Below are 19179 nucleotides of genomic sequence, written 5' to 3' on the forward strand. Positions count from 1 at the left end.
GATTGTGGAACGCTCCGGCTGCATCGGTCGCCTATGAGACCGCGATAGGGACCATGGCAAGACGCATCGGGACGACGGGAAGGCCGTCCCGATGCGCTTTACCCCGGCGGGCGAAATCAGAAGTTGAAGTTCGCGCCGGCGCTGAAGTTACGACCGACCAGCCCTGCATAATGCCAGCTGCTCAGATAGTTCGGGTTGCTGGTATAGGCCCCTGCCGCCAGCGGAGCGCGGGCGTTGGTCAGGTTCTGGACGCTGAAGAAGAAGCGGAAGTCGTCGTTGACCCGCACGCCGATGTTCAGGTCCGTATAGATGAACGGCCGCACATAGCACTGGTTGTTATAATCCGTCGTGCGCGACACGACGGGCACCAGCGTGTTCTTGCACGACAGGTCGATCACGCCGTTCACCGGATCGATGCGGTCGGCCGCCACCTGCTTGATCCGCCCGACATAATAGGTCGTGGAGGTCAGCGAGACGTTGCCGAACTCGATCGTGTTCTGCCAGTTGCCACGGATGCGCGGGGTGCCGCCGCCCGACGACAGCTCGTACGGCCCCAGCGTACCCGCATATTTCTGGACCACGCCCGCCGGGGTGACGAGGTCGAGGCGAAGGACGCGGGTCACGTCGACGCGGCTGATGAACTTCACGTCGTTCGTCAGGTGGACGACCGCATTGGCCTGCATGTCGATGCCCGAGCTGACCATGTAGTTGGCGTTGACGTAGGGCACGTCGAACACGAGCAGACGGGGCAGGGCGTTCGGGTTGATGGGATCCGGCGCGTCGATGACGTTGCACTTGTAACCAGGACCCACCTTCGCCAGCGCGGCGCAGGCGTCGGCCGTGTTGGTCTGGCCATAATAGGCCTTGATCGCTTCGGCGCGCAGCGGCCCGCTGACGATCAGGTTCGACTTGCGGATGTTGTAATAGTCGACCGTGAGGTTCAGCCAGGGCACCGGGTTCAGGATCGTTCCGACCGTGAAGCTGCGCGACACTTCCGGCAGGATGTCCGGATTGCCCTGTGCGCCGCTGCCGATGTTGTAGGTGGTGTTATAGGCCGGGTTGCCCGGATGCGCCGCGATGAAGCTGTCGGGCGGGGTGTAGGACGAGAAGCCCGAATAGCTGCTCGCCGGGTTGTATTCGGCGAAGGTCGGCGCGCGGAAGCCCTGCGAATAGGTCGCACGGAGCGAGAATTCGTGGACCGGCGTGAACTTGGCGCCGATCTTGGGCGAAAAGTGGCTATAGCCCTGCGAGTAATGGTCGTACCGGCCCGAAACGTTCAGGTCGAACGAACGCGCAAACGGCGCGTCGATTTCGAAGAACCCGGCGGTGACGGTCTGGGCACCCTGCGCCGACGAGGTGTTCAAGCCGTAATAGGACAGGTCGAAATTCTGGTTGCGGTTCATCAGCGTCTCGCGACGCACCTGGAAACCGGCACCCACATTCAGGTCGCCGCCGGGCAGCTTCATCAGCGACTTCAACAGCGAACCGCCGATCGTCGCGATCGTCGAATAGGACGGGGTCGTCCGCTCCGGCGAAATCTGGTTGCGCACGGCCTGCGTGTTCTGCTCCGGATTGACGAAGTTGTATGCGCCGGTGTTGACCGCGTTCAGCAGGCCCTGGATGTTGATGAAGCCGCGCTGCGTGACCGCGAAGTTGTCGCGGGCATAGACACCGTTCAGACGGAACTTGAAGCCGTCACCCAGATCGCCCGAAATGCCGCCGGTCGCGCGGAATACGTCGACATAACGGTGGCTGCCTGCCGGGATGTCACCGAACAGGTAATAGATACGCGCGGCGTTCTCCGCCGGGTTGGCACCCGCCACCGCATAGGGATTGTTCGGGTTCAGGCGACGATCGGCCGCCGTCGCGCAGTTCACCCCCGCCGAGCAGACATACATGGGCAGCACGATGCCCGGGCTGCTTGAGGCCAGCGCGGCCGAGCCGCCGAACGGCTGGGTCTGGCGGATGCCCGCCGGGGTGCCGCGAATATCGACTTCGGAATGCGAATAGCTGCCGCTGGCGAAGGCTTCCCAGCCCTCGGCGATGCGGACGTTCAGGCGCGCGGTGGTCGAATACCGCTCCTGGCGCGGCTGGATGATCGAGTACTCGTCCGGCAGGTTGTGCTTGCAGCCGGTGCCCTGGGCCGCGCCCGAGGTCACGGTGAAGGTGCCGAAGGGGCAGGCATTCGGGTTGAGCAGGCGATACTGGTTGGTCGGCGGCGAGCCGACCTGGCCCGACAGCGGGTTGTTCAGGTCGCTCTGCGACACGCGGGTGACGACGGCCTGCGGATTGGCCGCCAGCAGCGAGTCGTCGTTGCGGTTGCGGTCCAGCAGCCCGCTCGGGCTCAGGTCCAGCGTGTTGAAGGGATAGCCGCGCGAGTTGTTGGTGATGAACCCGTCATAGGTATACTCACCATTGACGTAGAAGTTGAACCCCTGTTCGCGATAATCGCCGAAACCGGCGGTCAACGTGGCGCGATAGTGCGAACCATCGGCCTTTTCGGTGGTGCCGCCCTGGACTGTGCCCGAAATGCCCTGGACGTTCTTCTTGCTGATCAGGTTGACGACACCGCCGATTGCGTCCGCGCCATAGGTCGACGATGCGCCGTCCTTCAGCACTTCGATCCGCTCGATGGTGCTGAACGGGATCGAGTTCAGGTCGACATAGGCGTTGTGGCCGTCATCGTTCAGCGGGAAGTTGGCCGAACGCAGGCCGTCGATCAGCACGACGGTCGACGACACGCCCAGGCCGCGCAGCGACACCGCCGCGCCACCGGCCGAGAAACCGTTCTTGAAGCCGGTCGAGATCGACCCGGCGCTGTCGGCCGACACCGAGCGGATGGCCTCCTGCGCGGTCGTGATGTTCGCACGCTGGAGCACGTTCGAGCTGACGACGGTCACGGGCGAGATCGAGCTGGCGTTGGAATCGCGGAACAGTGTGCCGGTGACGACGACCGTGGCGTTTTCGCCCGAGACCGGGGCGGGTGCCGCCCGCTTGATCTGCACGTCCTGCGTGCCCTGAACCTGCGTGGTCAGCGTCTGCGGATCCGATGCGGCAGGGTCGGTCGGTTCGGCCGTCGTGGCCGGTGCCGCCTGCTGTGCATACGCCGGGGCGGACAGTGCGGTTAGTAGCGCTACCATCGAGATGCCGACGGGCAGTTTGCCAAATGTAGTTTTCGTCAAAGTCACGTAGATGTTCCCCCTCCGCGCAGTAGCGGCCACCGTTGCCGGTGTCCTGCGCGCCATCCCCTGGCGCTGCGCTAAGAGGCTCTTATTCCGCGCTAAGTTACCGAGCCGTTAAAGTGACGTTCAGGTCATGGCATGAGGTTCGGCGAGGCGTTGCCGCTGCGAACATGATGCTCCGCGTCCTGTAAAGACCGGCAAATCCCGCGTCGAATGGGGGCGGCTACTCGGTTCGACCAAGGGTTCAAATGTCGGATCGGGTCTGGCGATCGGGCGGGTCACGCTGATAGGGTGCGAGGATGACCAAGGCCGAGCCCCGCGCGACATCGCATGACTGGATTGCGGCGAGGCTGTTCCGCCTGTCGCTGGGCGTCTTCTTCATCGGCGGGTTCGTGGCGTCGTCGGTCAGTCTGCTGGTGCCCCGGCTGCGGCTGGCCTGGGGACTGAGCTATGGGGAGGCCGGGGCGGTACAGTTCGCCTCCTTCTCCAGCTATCTGGTCTTTGCGTTGCCGGTCGCCACTTTTGTCGGTCGCCGTGGATATATGCGGGCCAGCGCGGTGGGGCTCGTCGTGATGGCCATGGGCTGCGCGCTGTTGATCGGAGGCTTGGGCAGCCGCCATTATCCCATGGTCCTGGCAGCGCTCCTCTGCGTGGCGACCGGTGCGACCTTTTTGCAGATTGCCGGAAACAACGTCGTGACCGTGGTCGGTGATCCGCGCCGCGCCGCGACCAGGCTGAACGTGCTCCAGGGGTTCAACTCGCTGGGGACGGTCGTCGGGCCACTGGTGGGGGCCACGACCTTGATCCCTGCCGTGCCTGGAGGGCAGGGCGGGGCGATACTGCCTGCATTGTCCTTCGGCTTTGCGGCGCTGATGCTCGCGGCTCTGGCCTGGGCTTTTGCGCGCAACAGGAACCTGCTTCGCGGGCAGGATGCCGGTCGGGCAAGCGGTCTTGGCGGCGGATGGCGCTTTGCCCTGCGCGATCGGCGGTTGCAGGGCGGGGCGATCGCCATCTTCGCCTATGTCGGCGCGGAGGTGACGATCGGGGCGCTGCTGACCGATTTCCTGATGTCGGCGCATGCGGCGGCCTGGCCGCCGGTCGTCGCCGCGCGGCTGGTCGCGCTTTATTGGGGCGGGGCGATGGTCGGCCGCTTCGTCGGTGCCGCCGTGCTGCGGCACATGGCTCCGTCACGGTTGCTGAGCATGGCGGCGGCCATCGCGCCCGCCCTGGTCCTTGTCGCGGTGATCGGAAGTGGCTGGACCGCGGCGGCTGCCTTGCTGGCGGTCGGGCTGGTCAATTCGGTCATGTACCCGACCATCTATACGATCGCGCTGCCGCCCCAGGCCGATCGGGCACCCGTCGGGGGAATGGTCCTGTGCGTCGCGGTGGTGGGCGGTGCGATCATTCCCGTGCTGACCGGCCTGCTGGCCGATCGGATCGGGCTGGTCCCGGCACTGCTCATGCCGGGCCTGTGCTATTTGCCGATATTGGTCTTTGCGCTGGCCGAGCCGAATGCGCAGGAACTGGCCCTGACGATCAACTCATAGGGAAGTTCGATCGACCTCCGCGCGCCATCCGGTCCGTCGCCGCGATCCGCCAACAGGCTGATGGCGGCGGCGGCCAGATCGGCATTGGGCTGGCGCACGGTGGTCAGTTGCGGCCATGCCATGCGCGCAAGCTGGGCGTCGTCGAACCCGGTGATGGACAGTGCCTGCGGCACTGCGACCTGCGCCCGCATCGCCGCCACCATCACGCCGAGCGCCATCTCGTCATTGCTGGCGAAGATTGCGCTGGGGCGGCGGGGGGCATTGAGCAGCGCCTCGGCCGCGAGGATGCCGGACCGGAAGGTAAAGTCGCCCTGGCACACCAGGCTCTCGTCCAGGGGCACGCCCGCCGTCTCCAGCGCGTCGCAAAAGCCCAGCCAGCGGCGCTGTGCGGCCGTATGCGTCGGATTGCCCTTGATGAAGGCGATGTCGCGGTGACCCAGGCCGAGCAGATGCTCGGCCATGGTCCGTGCCGCAGCCCGGTCGTCGATGGTGACATGGGGCGTCCGGCCGACATCCGTGCCGGGGGCGATGCGGACCAAGGGCACGCCGTGCCGCTCGAAGATCGCGATCAGTTCCTCGTTATCGCAGATCGGCGGCGTCAAGATCGCACCGCCGAGTTTCAGCCCGGCCAGGCTTTCGTCCAGCCGCGCCTGCCAGTCCGGGCGGTCGAGCGACACCGTCTCGATGACGACATGGCGGCCGAGCGAGCGTGCCCGGTCGAGCGCACCGAGCAGGACGTCATTGGCGTAGCTGCACGCCGGATCGTCGAAGAACAGCCCGATCAGGAAGGAGCGGGCGCTCGACAGGCTGCGGGCAAAGGCGTTGGGCTGGTAGTTCATCTCCGCCACGACGCGGGCGACGGCTTCGCGCACTTCGGGCCGGACATGCGCTTCGCCGTTGATGACGCGCGAGACGGTCTTGGGGGAAACGCCGGCCCGGCGGGCCACGTCCTTGATGGTAAGCGCCTTCATGGAAAGATCCGGACGAAAGACAAAAGGCGGCACGCCGCACGGGCGGGGCCGAGAAGATGCGAGGGACGAAGGCGAACCGTCCCACAGGCCGGGGCCTTATGCAATCGGGTGCGTTCCGCGCGCGCTAAGTGCCGTGCCCCTAATTGGGAAGCCACGTAATTGACCGTTGACATCGTTGTCAGTCTTCAGGACAACGCAAGGCGAAAACGGGAAAACCGGGAGAGGATCATCACGTCGACCTGCGCGCTGCGATGGCGCGGCGTCGGGTGAACCCCAGCCTAGATCCCGCGCCATCGTTGGGAGCGCCTCATGACCTATCGCCACGCCCTGATCGTCGCGCTGCTTGCGGGCGCTGCTCCGGTCGGCGTCTCTGCCCAGCAGGGTGCCCCGGCACCGGCTGGTTCCGACGAGGGTGCCTGGCGCAACAAGGGGGCGCCAGCGCTTGATCGGGCGCGGGCACTGGTCAAGGCGATGACCCGCGAGGAAAAGCTGGCCTATGTCCACGGGCTGTTCCCGCCGATGACCAAAGAACGTCATGCCGACATGATCCCGTCGGCGGGTTATGTGCCGGGTGTGCCGCGCCTGGGCATCCCGACCTTGCGCGAAAGCGACGCCAGCCTGGGCGTGGCCAACCAGGTCGAGCAGCGCAAGGGCGATACCGCGACCGCGCTGCCCGCCAGCCTGGCGACGGCAGCCAGCTTCGATCCCGCCATCGCCTATGCGGGCGGCGCGATGATCGGGGCGGAGGCGCGCGCCAAGACCTTCAACGTGTTGCTGGCGGGCGGCGTGAACCTGACGCGCGACGCATGGAACGGGCGGAATTTCGAATATCTGGGCGAGGATCCGCTGCTCTCCGGGATCATGGCGGGGGAGTCCATCCGCGGCGTCGAATCCCGGCACATCGTGTCGACCGTCAAACATTATGCGCTGAACGCACAGGAGACGGGCCGCAACATCCTGGATGCCCGTATCGACGAGAAGGCCCTGCGCGAAAGCGACCTGCTGGCGTTCAAGATTGCGATCGACGGGGGCAAGCCGGGATCGGTCATGTGCGCGTACAACAAGGTCAATGGCGACTATGCGTGCGAGAATAGTTTCCTACTGACCAGGGTCTTGCGCGACGAGTGGCGCTATCCCGGCTTCGTGATGAGCGACTGGGGCGGCGTCCATTCCACCGAGAAGGCCGCGCTGGCCGGGCTTGACCAGGAATCCGGGCAGGAACTGGACAAGCGGATCTATTTCGGCAAGCCGCTGGCCGAGGCGGTGGCGAGCGGCCGGGTGCCCGAGGCACGGCTGAACGAGATGGTGACCCGGATCCTGACCGGGGTCATCGCCAGCGGCCTGTATGACGACCCGACACCGGCGAGCGCACAGCCCATCGACTATACCGCCCATGCCGATGTCGCGCAGCGCGCCGCCGAGGCGGGCATCGTCCTGCTGAAGAACGATCGCGGCGTCCTGCCATTGGCGGCGACGGCGAAGCGGATCGTGCTGATCGGTGGCCATGCCGATGTCGGCGTGCTGTCGGGCGGCGGGTCGAGCCAGGTCCGCTCGGTCGGCGGCGTGCCGATCGAAATCCCGCTGACCAAGGGGGCGGCGGCGTCCTTTGCGCGGATCACCTATCACAATTCATCGCCGCTGCGCGCGATGCGGGCGATCGCCGGCAACGCGCAAGTGAGTTTCGTCGACGGACGCGACCCGGCGGCGGCGGCCGAGGCCGCCAGGACAGCCGATGTCGCGATTGTCTTTGCGACCCAGTGGCAGACCGAGGCGCAGGACGCGACCTCGCTGTCGCTGCCCGATGGCCAGGACGCCCTGATCGCCGCCGTGGCCAAGGCCAACCCGCGCAGCGTGGTGGTGCTGGAGACGGGCGGGCCGGTTCTGATGCCCTGGGCCGGTCAGGTCGCGGGTATCGTCCAGGCCTGGTATCCCGGCCAGCGCGGGGGTGAGGCCTTGGCGCGTGTCCTGTTCGGTCGGGTCGATGCGTCGGGCCATCTGCCGATCAGCTTCCCGGCGCGCGTCGACCAACTGCCCAGACCGCGTCCGGTGCTGCCCGCCGGGGTGACCGCGCTAACCGACGCGTCCAGCAATGCGGGCGTCGTCGACACCGGCGATCTGGCCCCGTTTCCCGTCGATTATGCGGAGGGCAGCAATGTCGGGTATCGCTGGTACGCCGCGCGCGGCGACAAGCCGCTCTATCCATTCGGCTATGGCCTGAGCTACACGCGTTTCCGTTATGGCGCGGCACGGTTCACCGGCGGCGCGACCCCGGCGGTCGAGGTTGCCGTGACCAACACCGGGCGGCGTCGCGGCGTGGCCGTGCCGCAGCTATACGTGACGGCCGCGGGGCAGGGGCCGCTTCGGCTGGCTGGCTTCCGGCGTGTCGAGCTCGCGCCCGGCGAAACCAAAAAAGTGTCGATCGCCGCCGATCCGCGCATCCTGGCGCGGTGGACGGCGGGCAGCGGCTGGGCGACCGCGCCGGGCCGTTATCGCCTGACGCTCGCCACCGATGCGCAAAACCCGGTCGCGAATGGTGAGGTGAGTGTGGCGGCGGGAACACAGTCGCCCGGCTGATTGACCGGGCACCGCCCCGTCGCGGCATTTTGATTGACACCGATGTCGGTCGGTATAGCAATGATCTATAAAGAAAATAATTAGCCGAAACCATCGGCGTAAACGCGGCGCAACGAAAGCCGCAAAGGGAGAGGTGGGATGAAGGGGAAGACGCTTGCGCGCGTGCTCGTGCGCTCGACATCGGTTCTGGGCCTGACGGCGGGATTGCTGCTGGCCTCGCAGGGCCAGGCACAGACCGCGCCGATCGATCCGCAACAGGGTACGCCCCAGGCCGATACCGGCAGTCAAACACCCCCGCCGGGCGAGGCCAGCCCGACCAATCCCCAGCCCGAAACCAGCTCCGGCGACATCGTCGTTACTGGCGTTCGCGCCTCGCTGGAACGCTCGATCGCCATCAAGCGCGACTCCAACGGCGTCGTCGACGCGATCAGCGCGGAGGATATCGGCAAGTTCGCCAACACCAACCTGGCCGAGTCGCTTCAGCGGATCACCGGCGTTTCTATCGACCGGCGCAATGGCGAAGGTTCGACCGTCACCGTGCGCGGTTTCGGCGCGCAGTATAATCTCGTCACGCTCAACGGCCGCCAGTTGGCGACGTCCAACATCGTGGCCGTCGGCGGCGACCAGGGCGGCGACGGCGCTGGCGGCTTCGGGCGCTCGTTCGACTTCTCCAACCTCGCCTCGGAAGGGGTCAAGACGCTGGAGGTCTACAAGACCGGACGCGCGGCCATTCCGTCGGGCGGTATCGGCGCGACGGTCAACGTGGTCAGCCGCCGCCCGCTCGACAATGCCGATACGGGCCTGGTCGGGTCGCTGGGCGTCAAGGGCAGCTATGACAACAGCTCGGCCGATTGCATCGACTGCGGCGCGCGGGTCACCCCGGAAGCGTCGGGCACCGCCAGCTGGACCGACAGCGAGAAGCGCGTCGGCGTGTCGCTGTTCGGCAGCTATCAGAAGCGCAATTTCAGCTTCGCCAGCGTGGCGCCCGACAACTGGAATATCCGGTCGCTGAACGACTTCCTGAACCCCTCGAACGGCTTCGTGAACGGCGCGACCAAGATCAACAATCGCCCGACCGGCAACCCGCTGGTATCGGTGCCCAACGACTTCCGCTACCACTTCTCCGAGGCCAGCCGCGAGCGGATCAACGGGCAGGCGATCCTGCAATTCCGCCCGACCGACACGCTGACCTTCACCGCCGACGGCCTCTATGCCCAGCTTCGCCAGTCCGAACGCCGGTCGAGCCAGTCCAACTGGTTCAATCGTCCGTTCAGCGAGGTGACGTTCGACGATGCCAGCAACGGCATCGCCACCACCCAGTTCCTGGCCGAGACGATCAACGGCGTGAAGGACGCCGCGTTCGAGCAGGCCTATCGCGCGCAGAAGAACAAGCTCTACGATATCGGTGGCAATATCGAATGGAAGCCGAGCGAGCGCTTCACCCTGTCGATCGATGGCCATGTCGGTGAGGCGCAGAGCCTGCCCGACAATCCCAATGGCCAGACCTCGACCACCGTGGCGATCAACGCGCCGGTCGTGACCGGCCACACGCTGCGCTGGACCGATCGCGGCTTCCCGCAGCAGACGCTGGCGATCAACGACGGCACCACCAGCGTGTCGCCGACGGGTCAGACCTTCATCAAGGGCAACAATAACGGTGTGTTGGACGTCGGCGATCTGGCGAGCGCGGTGCAGCGCCAATTCGCCTCCAACCAGACGCAGCGTATCCGCGAATTGCGGGCGGACGCCGCCTGGGAACTGACCGACCAGGTCCGCTTCGATGCCGGTGCCGATTACCGCACCACGACGACCCGCCAGACCCAGTTCAACACGCGTCAGGTGCTGGGCGACTGGGGCAACTCGCTGCCGCCCGATATCGCGCGGCTGGCACCCGGGCAGGTCTTCCAGTTCTGCAACACCTGCAAGTTCGAGCATAACAACCCCAACGCCGATCCGAACACCCAGATCGCCTTCCGTACAGAGGATGCGACCAAGCTCTACAACACGCTGTTCAACTATTATTCCGGCGTGACGAACGACGGGGTCGACCACCGCAACAATATCGACGCCAACAGCGACAATTCGGTGCGCGAGAATATCTGGTCCGGCTATCTTCAGGGGAGCTGGAACGGGCAGGTCTTCGGCCGCAACGCACAGGTCGTGGCGGGGCTACGCTACGAGAATACCAAGGTGCGCGCCGTGTCGTTGCAGCCGGTGCCGCTGGCGATCGTGTGGACCGCGGACAATGACTTCGTGGTGCAGAACAGCACCGACCAGCAGGCGATCTCCGCGCGGGGATCCTACAACAACTGGCTGCCCGCCGTGGACGCCAAGATCGAGGTGCTGGACAATCTGTTCGCCCGCGCCTCTTACAGCAAGACCATCTCGCGGGCGCCATATGGCAACCTCTTCGCCTCGACCGGGGTCGGTGCGCCGGGGCGGCCGACCGCGATCGGCGGCATCGCGACGGGCTCGTCCAACAATACCGGCCTGCTGCCGCTGTCGTCGGACAATATCGACCTTTCGGTCGAATGGTATCCGCGCAAGGACGTCTTCCTGTCGGCGGGCTTCTTCGACAAGCGGGTGCACGATTTCATCGGCAACACGGTCGTGAACCGCAACCTGTTCGGCCTGCGCGATGCGACGTCGGGGCAGGCGGGCACCCGGTCGGGCACGGCCCGCGAGCAGCTGGCGAACACGTTCGGTGCGGACATCACCGACGTGAACCTGTTCACCTATACGGCCCTCCTGCAGCAGAATGCGGGCAATGTCGCGGCGGCCAATGCGCAGTTCGCGGCCAATTACAACACGCAGAGCCGCGCGCTGAACCAGGGCTTCGTCGACTCGATCCTTAGCCAGATCGACATCAGCCCGAACTCCAGCGACCCGCTGTTCAACTTCGCGGTGAACACGCCGATCAACAATCGCGATGCGCATATCTACGGCGTCGAGCTAGCGGGCCAGTATTTCTTGGGCGACACCGGCTTCGGCGTGGCCGCCAGTTACACGCTGGTCCGCGGCAATATCGGCATCGACATCGCCGCCGATCCCAGCGTGAACACCTTCGCGCTGGTCGGCCTGTCCGACACCGCCAACGCCACGCTGATTTATGACAAGAGCGGCATTTCGGTGCGCCTGTCCTATAACTGGCGCGACAAGTTCCTGAGCGACATCAACCGTGGCGGCGATCGCAACCCGGTCTTTACCGCGCCCTATGGGCAGCTCGACCTTTCGATGAGCTTCGACCTGACGCCGCGCTTCGCGCTCGGCTTCGAGGCGATCAACCTGACCGAGGAGGGTGTCCAGACCTATGGCCGCGACCGGATGAATACCTGGTATCTGGCGGAAGGCTCCGCCCGCTATCTGGTCGGCGCCCGGTATCGTTTCTGATTTCGTGAAACTCGGAAGGCCGCTGTCCCCCCTGCGGTCTTCCGGGTACATGGGGCGATCATGGCCGCACCTGTCCTGCTCAACAATATCGACCATCGCGACCTGCGCGTCGCGATCGGCCATCACGCGCGCTTCGGCGATGCCGTCAACCAGACGCGGGTGTTTCCGGCCGAATATGAGGAGTTGCAGCGCGAATATGCCATCGTGCTGCGCCGGGACGAGGCGGGGGCGTTCTATGCGACCGTCCTGCTGGGCCTGGACCCCGACGAAAATCTGTTCTTGGCCGACGACCGCTGGGACGCGCGCTACATTCCCGCGACCCGCGCACGCGGGCCCTTTTCGATCGGCCATGACCCGGATGGCGAACCGATGGTGTTCGTGGATCCCGAGCATCCGCGCCTGACCGCCGATGGCATGGCGGTATTTCGTCCGCATGGTGGCAACGCGCCGCTGCTCGACCATGTCTCGGTCATGCTCCAGCGCATCTATCAGGGGGTGCAGGGTGAGCAGGCACTGTTCCAGGCCTGGGACGCGCTGGGCCTGCTGATGCCCGCCGTCCTCCAGCTCGATCTGGACGAGGGGCGGCGGTACAATGTCCCGGATTGCCTGACCATCGACACCGGGCGGCTGGCGGCGTTGGAGGGCGAGGTGCTGGGCGGACTCCATGCGCGCGACCATCTGCGTCCCGCGTTCTGGATCGCGTCCTCGCTCGGCAATCTCCAGCATCTGATCGACCGCAAGCTGCGCCGGGACGTCCATGGCTGATCGCCTGCCCGTTGCGCGGCAGGCGCATGAGATGACGATCACAGGCGAGCCCGACCTGGCCGCACTGGTCCTGCGGAACGAGCCGGTGATCCTGCGAGGCTATGCGGCGAACTGGCCGCTGGTCCGCGCCGGTCTGGAGTCCGCCCGCACGGCCGCCGACTATGTGCTGCGCTTCGATCGCGGGCGGCCTGTCACCGGTTATGTCGGCGATGCGGCGATCGAGGGGCGGTTCCACTATGACGCCACCGCGACCGGCCTGAATTTCCAGGCCGTGACCGTGCCGCTGCGCGACTTCATGGCGCAGGTGCTGGACGGGGCGGAGGGTTCGCCCGCGCTATACATGGGGTCGACCGATCTCGACACCTATCTGCCCGGTTTTCGGGACGAGAACGCGCTCGTGCCGTCGGACGGGCTGTTCGCGCGGCATCCGCCGATGGCCAGCATCTGGATCGGCAACCGCACCATCGCCTCGGCACATTACGACATGGCGAACAATGCGGCGATCTGTGCGGTTGGTCGGCGCCGGTTCACGCTGTTCCCGCCCGACCAGATCGGCAATCTTTATCCCGGCCCGCTGGCCCCGACGCCGGGCGGCCAGGTCGTCAGCATGGTCGATTTCGCCAGCCCCGACCTGACACGCTATCCTCGCTTCGCCGAGGCGATCGACCATGCGGTCGTGGCCGAGCTCGAACCCGGCGACATGCTCGTCTATCCGGCGCTGTGGTGGCATCATGTCGAGGCGCTGGAGGCGTTCAATATCCTCGTCAATTACTGGTGGAACGCCGCGCCGGATTATCTCGACACGCCGATGGACACGGTGCTGCACGCGATACTGTCTTTGCGTGACCGGCCGGACGCCGAGAAGCAGGCCTGGCGGGCGATCTTCGACCATTATGTTTTCAGCCAGCCCGAGGCGGTTATCGGTCATCTGCCCCCGGCGTCGCACGGTCCGCTCGCCCCGCTGGACGAAGCCACGGCACGGCGGCTTCGTGCCTATCTTCTGCAAAGGCTCAACCGATGAGCGATCCCCGGCCGCAGACCCGTGTCGTCATCGCAGGCGGCGGGACGGCGGGGTGGCTGGCGGCGACCGCATTGGTGCGGCAACTGGGGCCGCTGGTCGATGTCGTGCTGGTCGAGTCCGACGAAATCGGAACCGTCGGCGTGGGCGAGTCCACCATCCCCACGGCGCGCAGCTTTCATGCGTTCCTGGGGATCGACGAAGCGGCGTTCATGAAGGCGACGCAGGCGACCTTCAAACTCGGCATCGCGTTCGAGAATTGGGGAGGACTGGGCGAGCGCTATTTCCACCCCTTCGGAACGGTGGGCCGATCGGTAGCGATCGCCGATTTCCAGCATTTCTGGCTGGAGGCGCGGCGGCACGGTTTCGGCGGCGCCTATACCGATTACTCGCTGGAAGCGCGGGCGGCGGCGGCGGGCCGGTTCGGGCGCGATGGCGCCGATACGCTGGCCTATGCCTATCATCTCGACGCGACGGCCTATGCGCGTTTCCTGCGCGGAATCGCCGAACCCGCCGGCGTGCGACGGATCGAGGGACGTATCGTGCAGGTCGAGCGCGACGATGCCAATGGCGACATCGCGGCGCTGCACCTGGCAACGGGTGACCGGATCGCGGGGGACCTGTTCCTCGACTGCACCGGATTTCGCGCGCTGCTGATCGACGGGGCGCTTCAGACCGGCTTCGAGGATTGGAGTGAATGGCTGGCCTGCGACCGCGCGCTGGCCGTCCAGACCGAAGCGGTCGGCGCGCCAGTGCCCTATACACGGGCCATCGCACATCGGGCGGGGTGGCGCTGGCGGATACCGTTGCAGACGCGGGTCGGAAACGGCCTGGTCTATTCCTCCGATCATATGAGCGAGGACGAGGCGACGGCCACCCTGCTCGACGGCATCGAGGGGACCCCGTTGTTCGCCCCCCGTGCCCTGCGCTTCCGCGCCGGGATGCGGCGAAAGGCGTGGAGTCATAATTGCGTCGCGCTGGGTCTGGCGGCGGGTTTCATCGAGCCGCTGGAGTCGACCAGCATCCACCTGGCCATGATTGCGGTGATGCGCCTGATCCAGTCCTTCCCGTTCCAGGGCGGGGAGAGCACGGCGCTGGCGGCGCGGTTCAACGCCCAGTGCCGCCACGAATGGGAGCATATCCGCGACTTCATCATCCTGCACTACGCACAGACCGAACGTGCGGACTCACTATTCTGGGATCGTTGTCGATCGATGGCGGTGCCCGAGACACTGGCCCAGCGCATGGCGCTGTTCGCCGAGAGCGCGGGGGCGTGGCAGGGGCAGGACGACCTGTTCAAGATCGACTCCTGGGTTTCGGTCATGTTGGGGCAGAAGCTGATCCCCAAGGACCATCACCGGATCGTGCGGATGCTGTCCGAACAGGCGCTGCGGGAGTCGCTACAGGGGCTGGACGAACAGCTGTCGAGGCAGCTGCAGCCCATTCCTGATCATGCCGCCTTCCTCGCGCGATATTGCCCGCATTCCGCTTAGTCCAAGGCCTGGCCGCCTACCGCGCGCCGTTCAACCAGTCGCATAACAGCATGGTGACTTCCCCCCAGCCGCTTGATCGGTGCCAAGTGGCCGCAGTTGCCGGTTTAATGGAAACGGGCACCTGCAATGCGAACGGACAAAGCGCGCGCGTCGGTGGGCACGCAGATACGGTCGCGCTCGCCCCCGGCCACCAGCGTCGGCACCCGGACGGCGGCGTTGGCGGGCCTGCGCGGGGCGGTGGCGGCACGCGACACGCACGCGACGCCCGACCTGTCGCCGCTCGACACCGGGCCGCTGCCGGTCGAGCTGCGTCCGCTCGCCGATGCAGTTCAACCATCTCCTTGCCCGGCTGGACAGCGCGACGGCGGGGATGCGGCGCTTTACCGCCGATGCCTCGCACCAGATGCGCACGCCGCTGGCGGCGCTGAAGGTGCAGGTGGCGCTGGCCCGCCGGGGCAGTCCGGCTGCGCTGGGCGAGATTGCCGACGCCGCCGATCGGCTGGAGCATCTGGTGACGCAGCTCCTGTCCTTGGTCCGCGCCGAGGAGGCAGGCGTCGCACCGCCGCGCGAGCGCGTCGATCTGCGCAAGGTGGCGGTCGCGGTCATCAATCGCCGGATCGCGCAGGCGATCGAGGCCGGGGTGGAGATCGATCTCGACGCCCACGCCAAGATCGTCATCGCCAGCCACCGGACCCTGTTGTTCGAGATCCTGTCCAACCTGCTCGACAATGCGATCCGCTATAATCGGCGCGGCGGGCATGTGATGCTGACGGTAACGGACGAAGTCGGGGAAGGTGTCAGGGTCATGGTGGCCGATGACGGCCCCGGCCTGCCCGAGGGCGAACTGGCCCGGCTGGGCGAGGGGTTCATGCGTCTGTCGACCGCGCGGGATAGCGAGGGCAGCGGGCTGGGCCTCGCCATCGTCCGTTCCGCCGCATTGCGGCTCGACGCCGCGTTGGACATCGTCAACACGCGGCCGGGGTTGCGGATCACGCTGGGTTTTCCGGAGTTGGTCCTGGCCCGCCATGAGGATTGTCGACGACCATGACCGACCGACCCAAGCTGCTCGTGACCCGCCGCCTTCCCGAGGCGGTGGAGCGTCATTTGGCCGAGACCTGGGACACGACGCTCAGCACCGATGACCGGCCGCTCGACGCCGTCGCGCTGGCCGAGGCGATGACGGGTTACGATGCCTGGATGCCGACGATCACCGACCGGATCCCCGCCGAACTGTTCGCCGTGCCGGGGCGGCGGGTGCGGATCATCGCCAATTACGGGGCAGGCGTCGACCATATCGACCTGGCGGCGGCGGGTGAGGCGGGCGTGGTCGTGACGAACACCCCGGACGTCCTGACCGAGGCGACCGCCGAGATCGCGATCCTGCTGATGCTGATGACCGCACGACGCGCGGGCGAAGGCGAGCGCGAATTGCGCGCAGGCCAGTGGCGCGGATGGCGCCCCTCGCATCTGATCGGGCAGGGGCTGTCGGGCAAGACGCTGGGGCTTGTCGGTTTCGGCCGGATCGCGCAGGCGACGGCGGCCAAGGCGCGCGGGCTGGGTATGACGATCCGTTATGCCAGTCGCTCGGCCGCTATGCCGGAGGTCGAGCAGGCGCTCGGTGCCGAGCGCGTGCCGTCGATCGCGGAACTGGCGCAGGCTTGCGATGTCCTGTCGCTGCATGTGCCGGGTGGGGCGGACACCCGGCACATGGTCGATGCAAGCCTGCTGTCGCAGATGCGGCCCCATGCCATCGTGGTGAACACCGCGCGCGGGTCGGTGATCGACGAGGCGGCGCTGGTCGATGCGTTGGATCGGGGTGTCATCGGCGGCGTCGGGCTCGATGTCTATGAGCGGGAGCCGCAGGTTCATCCCGGCCTGCTGGCGCATCCCCGTGCGGTCCTTTTGCCGCATATGGGCAGCGCGACGATCGAAGCACGGACCGCGATGGGCCTGCGCGCGGCGGACAATCTGGCGGCTTTTTTTCGTGGCGAGGAGCCTGCTGATCGTGTCGCCTGAGGCCGTGATCGCCGCATTGAGCCGCGACCGGCTGGCGGCGCGCGGGGCAGGCGATCCGCCGCTGGTCCTGGGCCTGTGCGGCGCGCAGGGCAGCGGCAAGTCGACCGTCGCCGCCCGGCTGGCCGAACAATTTGCGGGCACCGCGATCCTGTCGCTCGACGACCTGTACCTTACCCTTGCCGAGCGGCGGCGGCTGGCGGCCGAGGTCCATCCCCTGTTCCGGACGCGCGGGGTGCCGGGCACGCATGACGTCGCGCTGGGCGTCGAGACGCTGGCGGCGATCCGGCGCGGCGAACGGCCCGCCTTGCCCCGGTTCGACAAGGCGATCGACGACCGAGCCTGCGCCAGTGGCTGGCCCCGAGCGCCGGCGTCCTGTTCGTTGCTGATCTTCGAGGGCTGGTGCGTGGGCGCGCGCCCGGATAGCGACGAGGCGCTGATCGCGCCGCTCAACCGGCTGGAGGCGGAGGAAGATGCCGACGGCGTCTGGCGCCGCCATGTCAATCATGCCCTGGCCACCGCCTATCGGCCGCTGTTCGATCCCATCGACCTGCTCGCCGTGATGACGCCCCCCGACTGGTCCATGGTGCTGCGCTGGCGCACGCAACAGGAAGAAGCGTTGCGCCGCTCGCGGGGGCGTGAAGATGGGGTGATGGACGCCGCGCGGCTGACCCGCTTCGTCAGCCATTATGAGCGGCTGACCCGCCACATCTGCGCAGAAATGCCGAGCCGGGCCGACCTGTGGCTACCGCTGAACCCCGATCGCACCCTGGCGGCCGTGCCCGGTGTCAGTCCTGTTTGCGAAAGGCCATGTTGAACGGACCGGTGACGATCCGGCCGGTGATCGGCGTGGTGCCGGGGTCGAGCTGGACGATCAGGTCGGTCGACAGGATGAAGAAGCGGTCGGGGCCTGCGGCGTAGAGCTGCTCGCTGGCGCCGTCCTTCAGCGACAGGGTCAGGCCATCCGCCGCCCCGCCGATCGAAAAAGTGCCAAGCCCGGGAATGGCGTAGGTCCCGGCCAGTCGCGCCCGCGTCGCGGCGGGGATCGGGACGCGGGCGCGCTCGATGGTGCGATAACGTGGCCAGTCATAGGCGGCCGCGACGCTGCGCGTGATTTCGAGCGCGAGTTCGTTGCCCTGCGCGCCGTTGGTCATGACCGCGACGCCGTCTCCGGTCCCGGTGAAGCTGACCAGGAAATTTTCATACCCCATATTGCTGCCGCCATGGGAGGCATCACGATTGTCGGGCGCGCCGTGCACCTCCAGGCCCAGGCCGTAATCGCCCTTGCCGGGCGTCAGCATCTCAGTCGCAAGCTGCTGATCGAGCAGCGCCCCCCGTTTGCCCTGCGCGCTGTCGCGCACCGCGACGGCATAGTGCAACAGATCGGTCGGCGTGCTCCAGAGCCCGGCGGCGGCCAGTTCGGGATAGGTGCGCGGACCACCGGTCAGCGGATGGCCCATGGCGTCATGCGGCAAAGCCGCGCGGGCCAGCTCAACCGAGGGGAGGGGCTGGGCAAAGCGGCTGTCCGTCATGCCCGCCGGACGCAGGACCTCGTCGGCCAGCACCTGGGCAAAGGGTCTCCCGGTCACATCGCCGATCAGTTTCTGCACGACGGTATAACCGCCGCCCGAATAGCGCCAGGCCGTGCCCGGCGGCGTATCGACGACGACCGCTTCCGTGTTGGCGGGCGCGCGCCCAGCCAGGATATCCTCGACAGTCGGCAAAGGGGCACCGGCGGGGTAGCCGGGGAAGCCGTGCACGGTCGTCCCCGCCCTATGGGCCAGGAGTTCGCGCAGCGTCACCGGCGCGCCGGGCGGCACCGGCAGCTTCCACCCCTTCAGCCGGGCGTTGACGTCGCCGTCGAGGGAAAGCCGATGCCGCTGGACCAGCCGCAAGGCGGCCAGCGCGGTGACCGGCTTACTGATCGACCCGGCCTGGAACAACGTGTCGGGGGTGACCGGCCCGCCATCGGCGCGGGTGACGCCATAGCCCTTGGCCCATTGGATGACGCCGTTGTGCATGACCGCGATGCTGACGCCGGGGACGTGCAGCCGGTCCATCTCGGCCGTCAGGGTACGAAGCGGCGGCGGCGATCCCGCCAGCATCACCGCAGGCCGCAAGCCCTGCTCGATCATCGCGACCGTCTGGGGCCGCAATTCCTGCGCCGACGCGGGGGCCGAAAGTGCAGAGAGGAGGCATGCCAAGCCGGTCAGTCTGCTCATGTCT

13 protein-coding genes are annotated in these 19179 nt (G+C 66.8%); 9 read left to right on the top strand and 4 right to left on the bottom strand.

Features of this window, described 5'->3' with window-relative positions; translation table 11 throughout:
* Positions 1 to 116: 116 nt before the first annotated feature.
* A complete protein-coding gene (locus U1703_RS00155; protein ID WP_332784397.1) occupies positions 117 to 3140 on the bottom strand; it encodes a TonB-dependent receptor domain-containing protein in 3024 nt (1007 codons plus the stop codon).
* Between the two features lie 341 nt (positions 3141 to 3481).
* Between U1703_RS00155 and U1703_RS00160 the strand changes: the two genes are divergently transcribed.
* A complete protein-coding gene (locus U1703_RS00160; RefSeq protein ID WP_332784081.1) occupies positions 3482 to 4729 on the top strand; it encodes an MFS transporter in 1248 nt (415 codons plus the stop codon).
* Here the strand turns inward: U1703_RS00160 and U1703_RS00165 are convergent.
* A complete protein-coding gene (locus tag U1703_RS00165; protein ID WP_332784082.1) occupies positions 4657 to 5700 on the bottom strand; it encodes a LacI family DNA-binding transcriptional regulator in 1044 nt (347 codons plus the stop codon). The genes U1703_RS00160 and U1703_RS00165 overlap by 73 nt on opposite strands.
* A 309-nt stretch (positions 5701 to 6009) precedes the next feature.
* On the opposite strand from U1703_RS00165, the gene U1703_RS00170 reads away from it, so the two are divergent.
* From U1703_RS00170 to U1703_RS00190, 5 genes are all read left to right on the top strand, one after another.
* On the top strand, positions 6010 to 8274 hold the full coding sequence (locus U1703_RS00170) for a beta-glucosidase (protein WP_332784083.1): 2265 nt from the start codon (positions 6010 to 6012) through the stop codon (positions 8272 to 8274).
* Positions 8275 to 8412: 138 nt separating this feature from the next.
* Positions 8413 to 11664 carry a TonB-dependent receptor gene (locus tag U1703_RS00175; RefSeq protein ID WP_332784084.1) on the top strand — a complete coding sequence of 1084 codons (3252 nt, stop codon included), beginning with the start codon at positions 8413 to 8415 and terminating at the stop codon, positions 11662 to 11664.
* Positions 11665 to 11724: 60 nt separating this feature from the next.
* Complete coding sequence (locus U1703_RS00180) at positions 11725 to 12429, top strand: SapC family protein (protein WP_332784085.1); 705 nt, start codon at positions 11725 to 11727, stop codon at positions 12427 to 12429.
* Positions 12422 to 13450: a cupin-like domain-containing protein gene (locus tag U1703_RS00185; RefSeq protein WP_332784086.1), complete on the top strand. Its 1029-nt coding sequence runs from the start codon at positions 12422 to 12424 to the stop codon at positions 13448 to 13450. The genes U1703_RS00180 and U1703_RS00185 overlap by 8 nt, the downstream gene beginning before the upstream one ends.
* Positions 13447 to 14940 carry a tryptophan halogenase family protein gene (locus U1703_RS00190; RefSeq protein ID WP_332784087.1) on the top strand — a complete coding sequence of 498 codons (1494 nt, stop codon included), beginning with the start codon at positions 13447 to 13449 and terminating at the stop codon, positions 14938 to 14940. Before U1703_RS00185 ends, U1703_RS00190 begins: the two co-directional genes overlap by 4 nt.
* Before the next feature lie 104 nt (positions 14941 to 15044).
* Here the strand turns inward: U1703_RS00190 and U1703_RS00195 are convergent, their stop codons facing one another.
* Positions 15045 to 15227, bottom strand: coding sequence for an alpha/beta fold hydrolase (locus tag U1703_RS00195; protein ID WP_332784088.1), 183 nt, complete (start codon positions 15225 to 15227; stop codon positions 15045 to 15047).
* A gap of 35 nt (positions 15228 to 15262) precedes the next feature.
* Here U1703_RS00195 and U1703_RS00200 point away from each other — a divergent pair, with 35 nt between their 5' ends.
* Genes U1703_RS00200 through U1703_RS00210 form a run of 3 tightly spaced genes read left to right on the top strand, consistent with a single transcriptional unit; the run spans position 15263 to position 17770 of the window.
* Positions 15263 to 15988 carry a sensor histidine kinase gene (locus U1703_RS00200; protein WP_332784089.1) on the top strand — a complete coding sequence of 242 codons (726 nt, stop codon included), beginning with the start codon at positions 15263 to 15265 and terminating at the stop codon, positions 15986 to 15988.
* Positions 15985 to 16956, top strand: a complete 972-nt coding sequence (locus U1703_RS00205; RefSeq protein ID WP_332784090.1) for a 2-hydroxyacid dehydrogenase — start codon at positions 15985 to 15987, stop codon at positions 16954 to 16956. The genes U1703_RS00200 and U1703_RS00205 overlap by 4 nt, the downstream gene beginning before the upstream one ends.
* Positions 16946 to 17770 (top strand): AAA family ATPase, encoded by an 825-nt coding sequence (locus U1703_RS00210; protein WP_332784091.1) that lies wholly within the window; start codon positions 16946 to 16948, stop codon positions 17768 to 17770. The genes U1703_RS00205 and U1703_RS00210 overlap by 11 nt, the downstream gene beginning before the upstream one ends.
* Here the strand turns inward: U1703_RS00210 and U1703_RS00215 are convergent.
* Positions 17742 to 19175 (bottom strand): serine hydrolase domain-containing protein, encoded by a 1434-nt coding sequence (locus tag U1703_RS00215; protein WP_332784092.1) that lies wholly within the window; start codon positions 19173 to 19175, stop codon positions 17742 to 17744. The genes U1703_RS00210 and U1703_RS00215 overlap by 29 nt on opposite strands.
* Positions 19176 to 19179: the final 4 nt, after the last annotated feature.

Source organism: Sphingomonas flavida (assembly GCF_036663655.1).
Lineage (GTDB): Bacteria > Pseudomonadota > Alphaproteobacteria > Sphingomonadales > Sphingomonadaceae > Sphingomonas.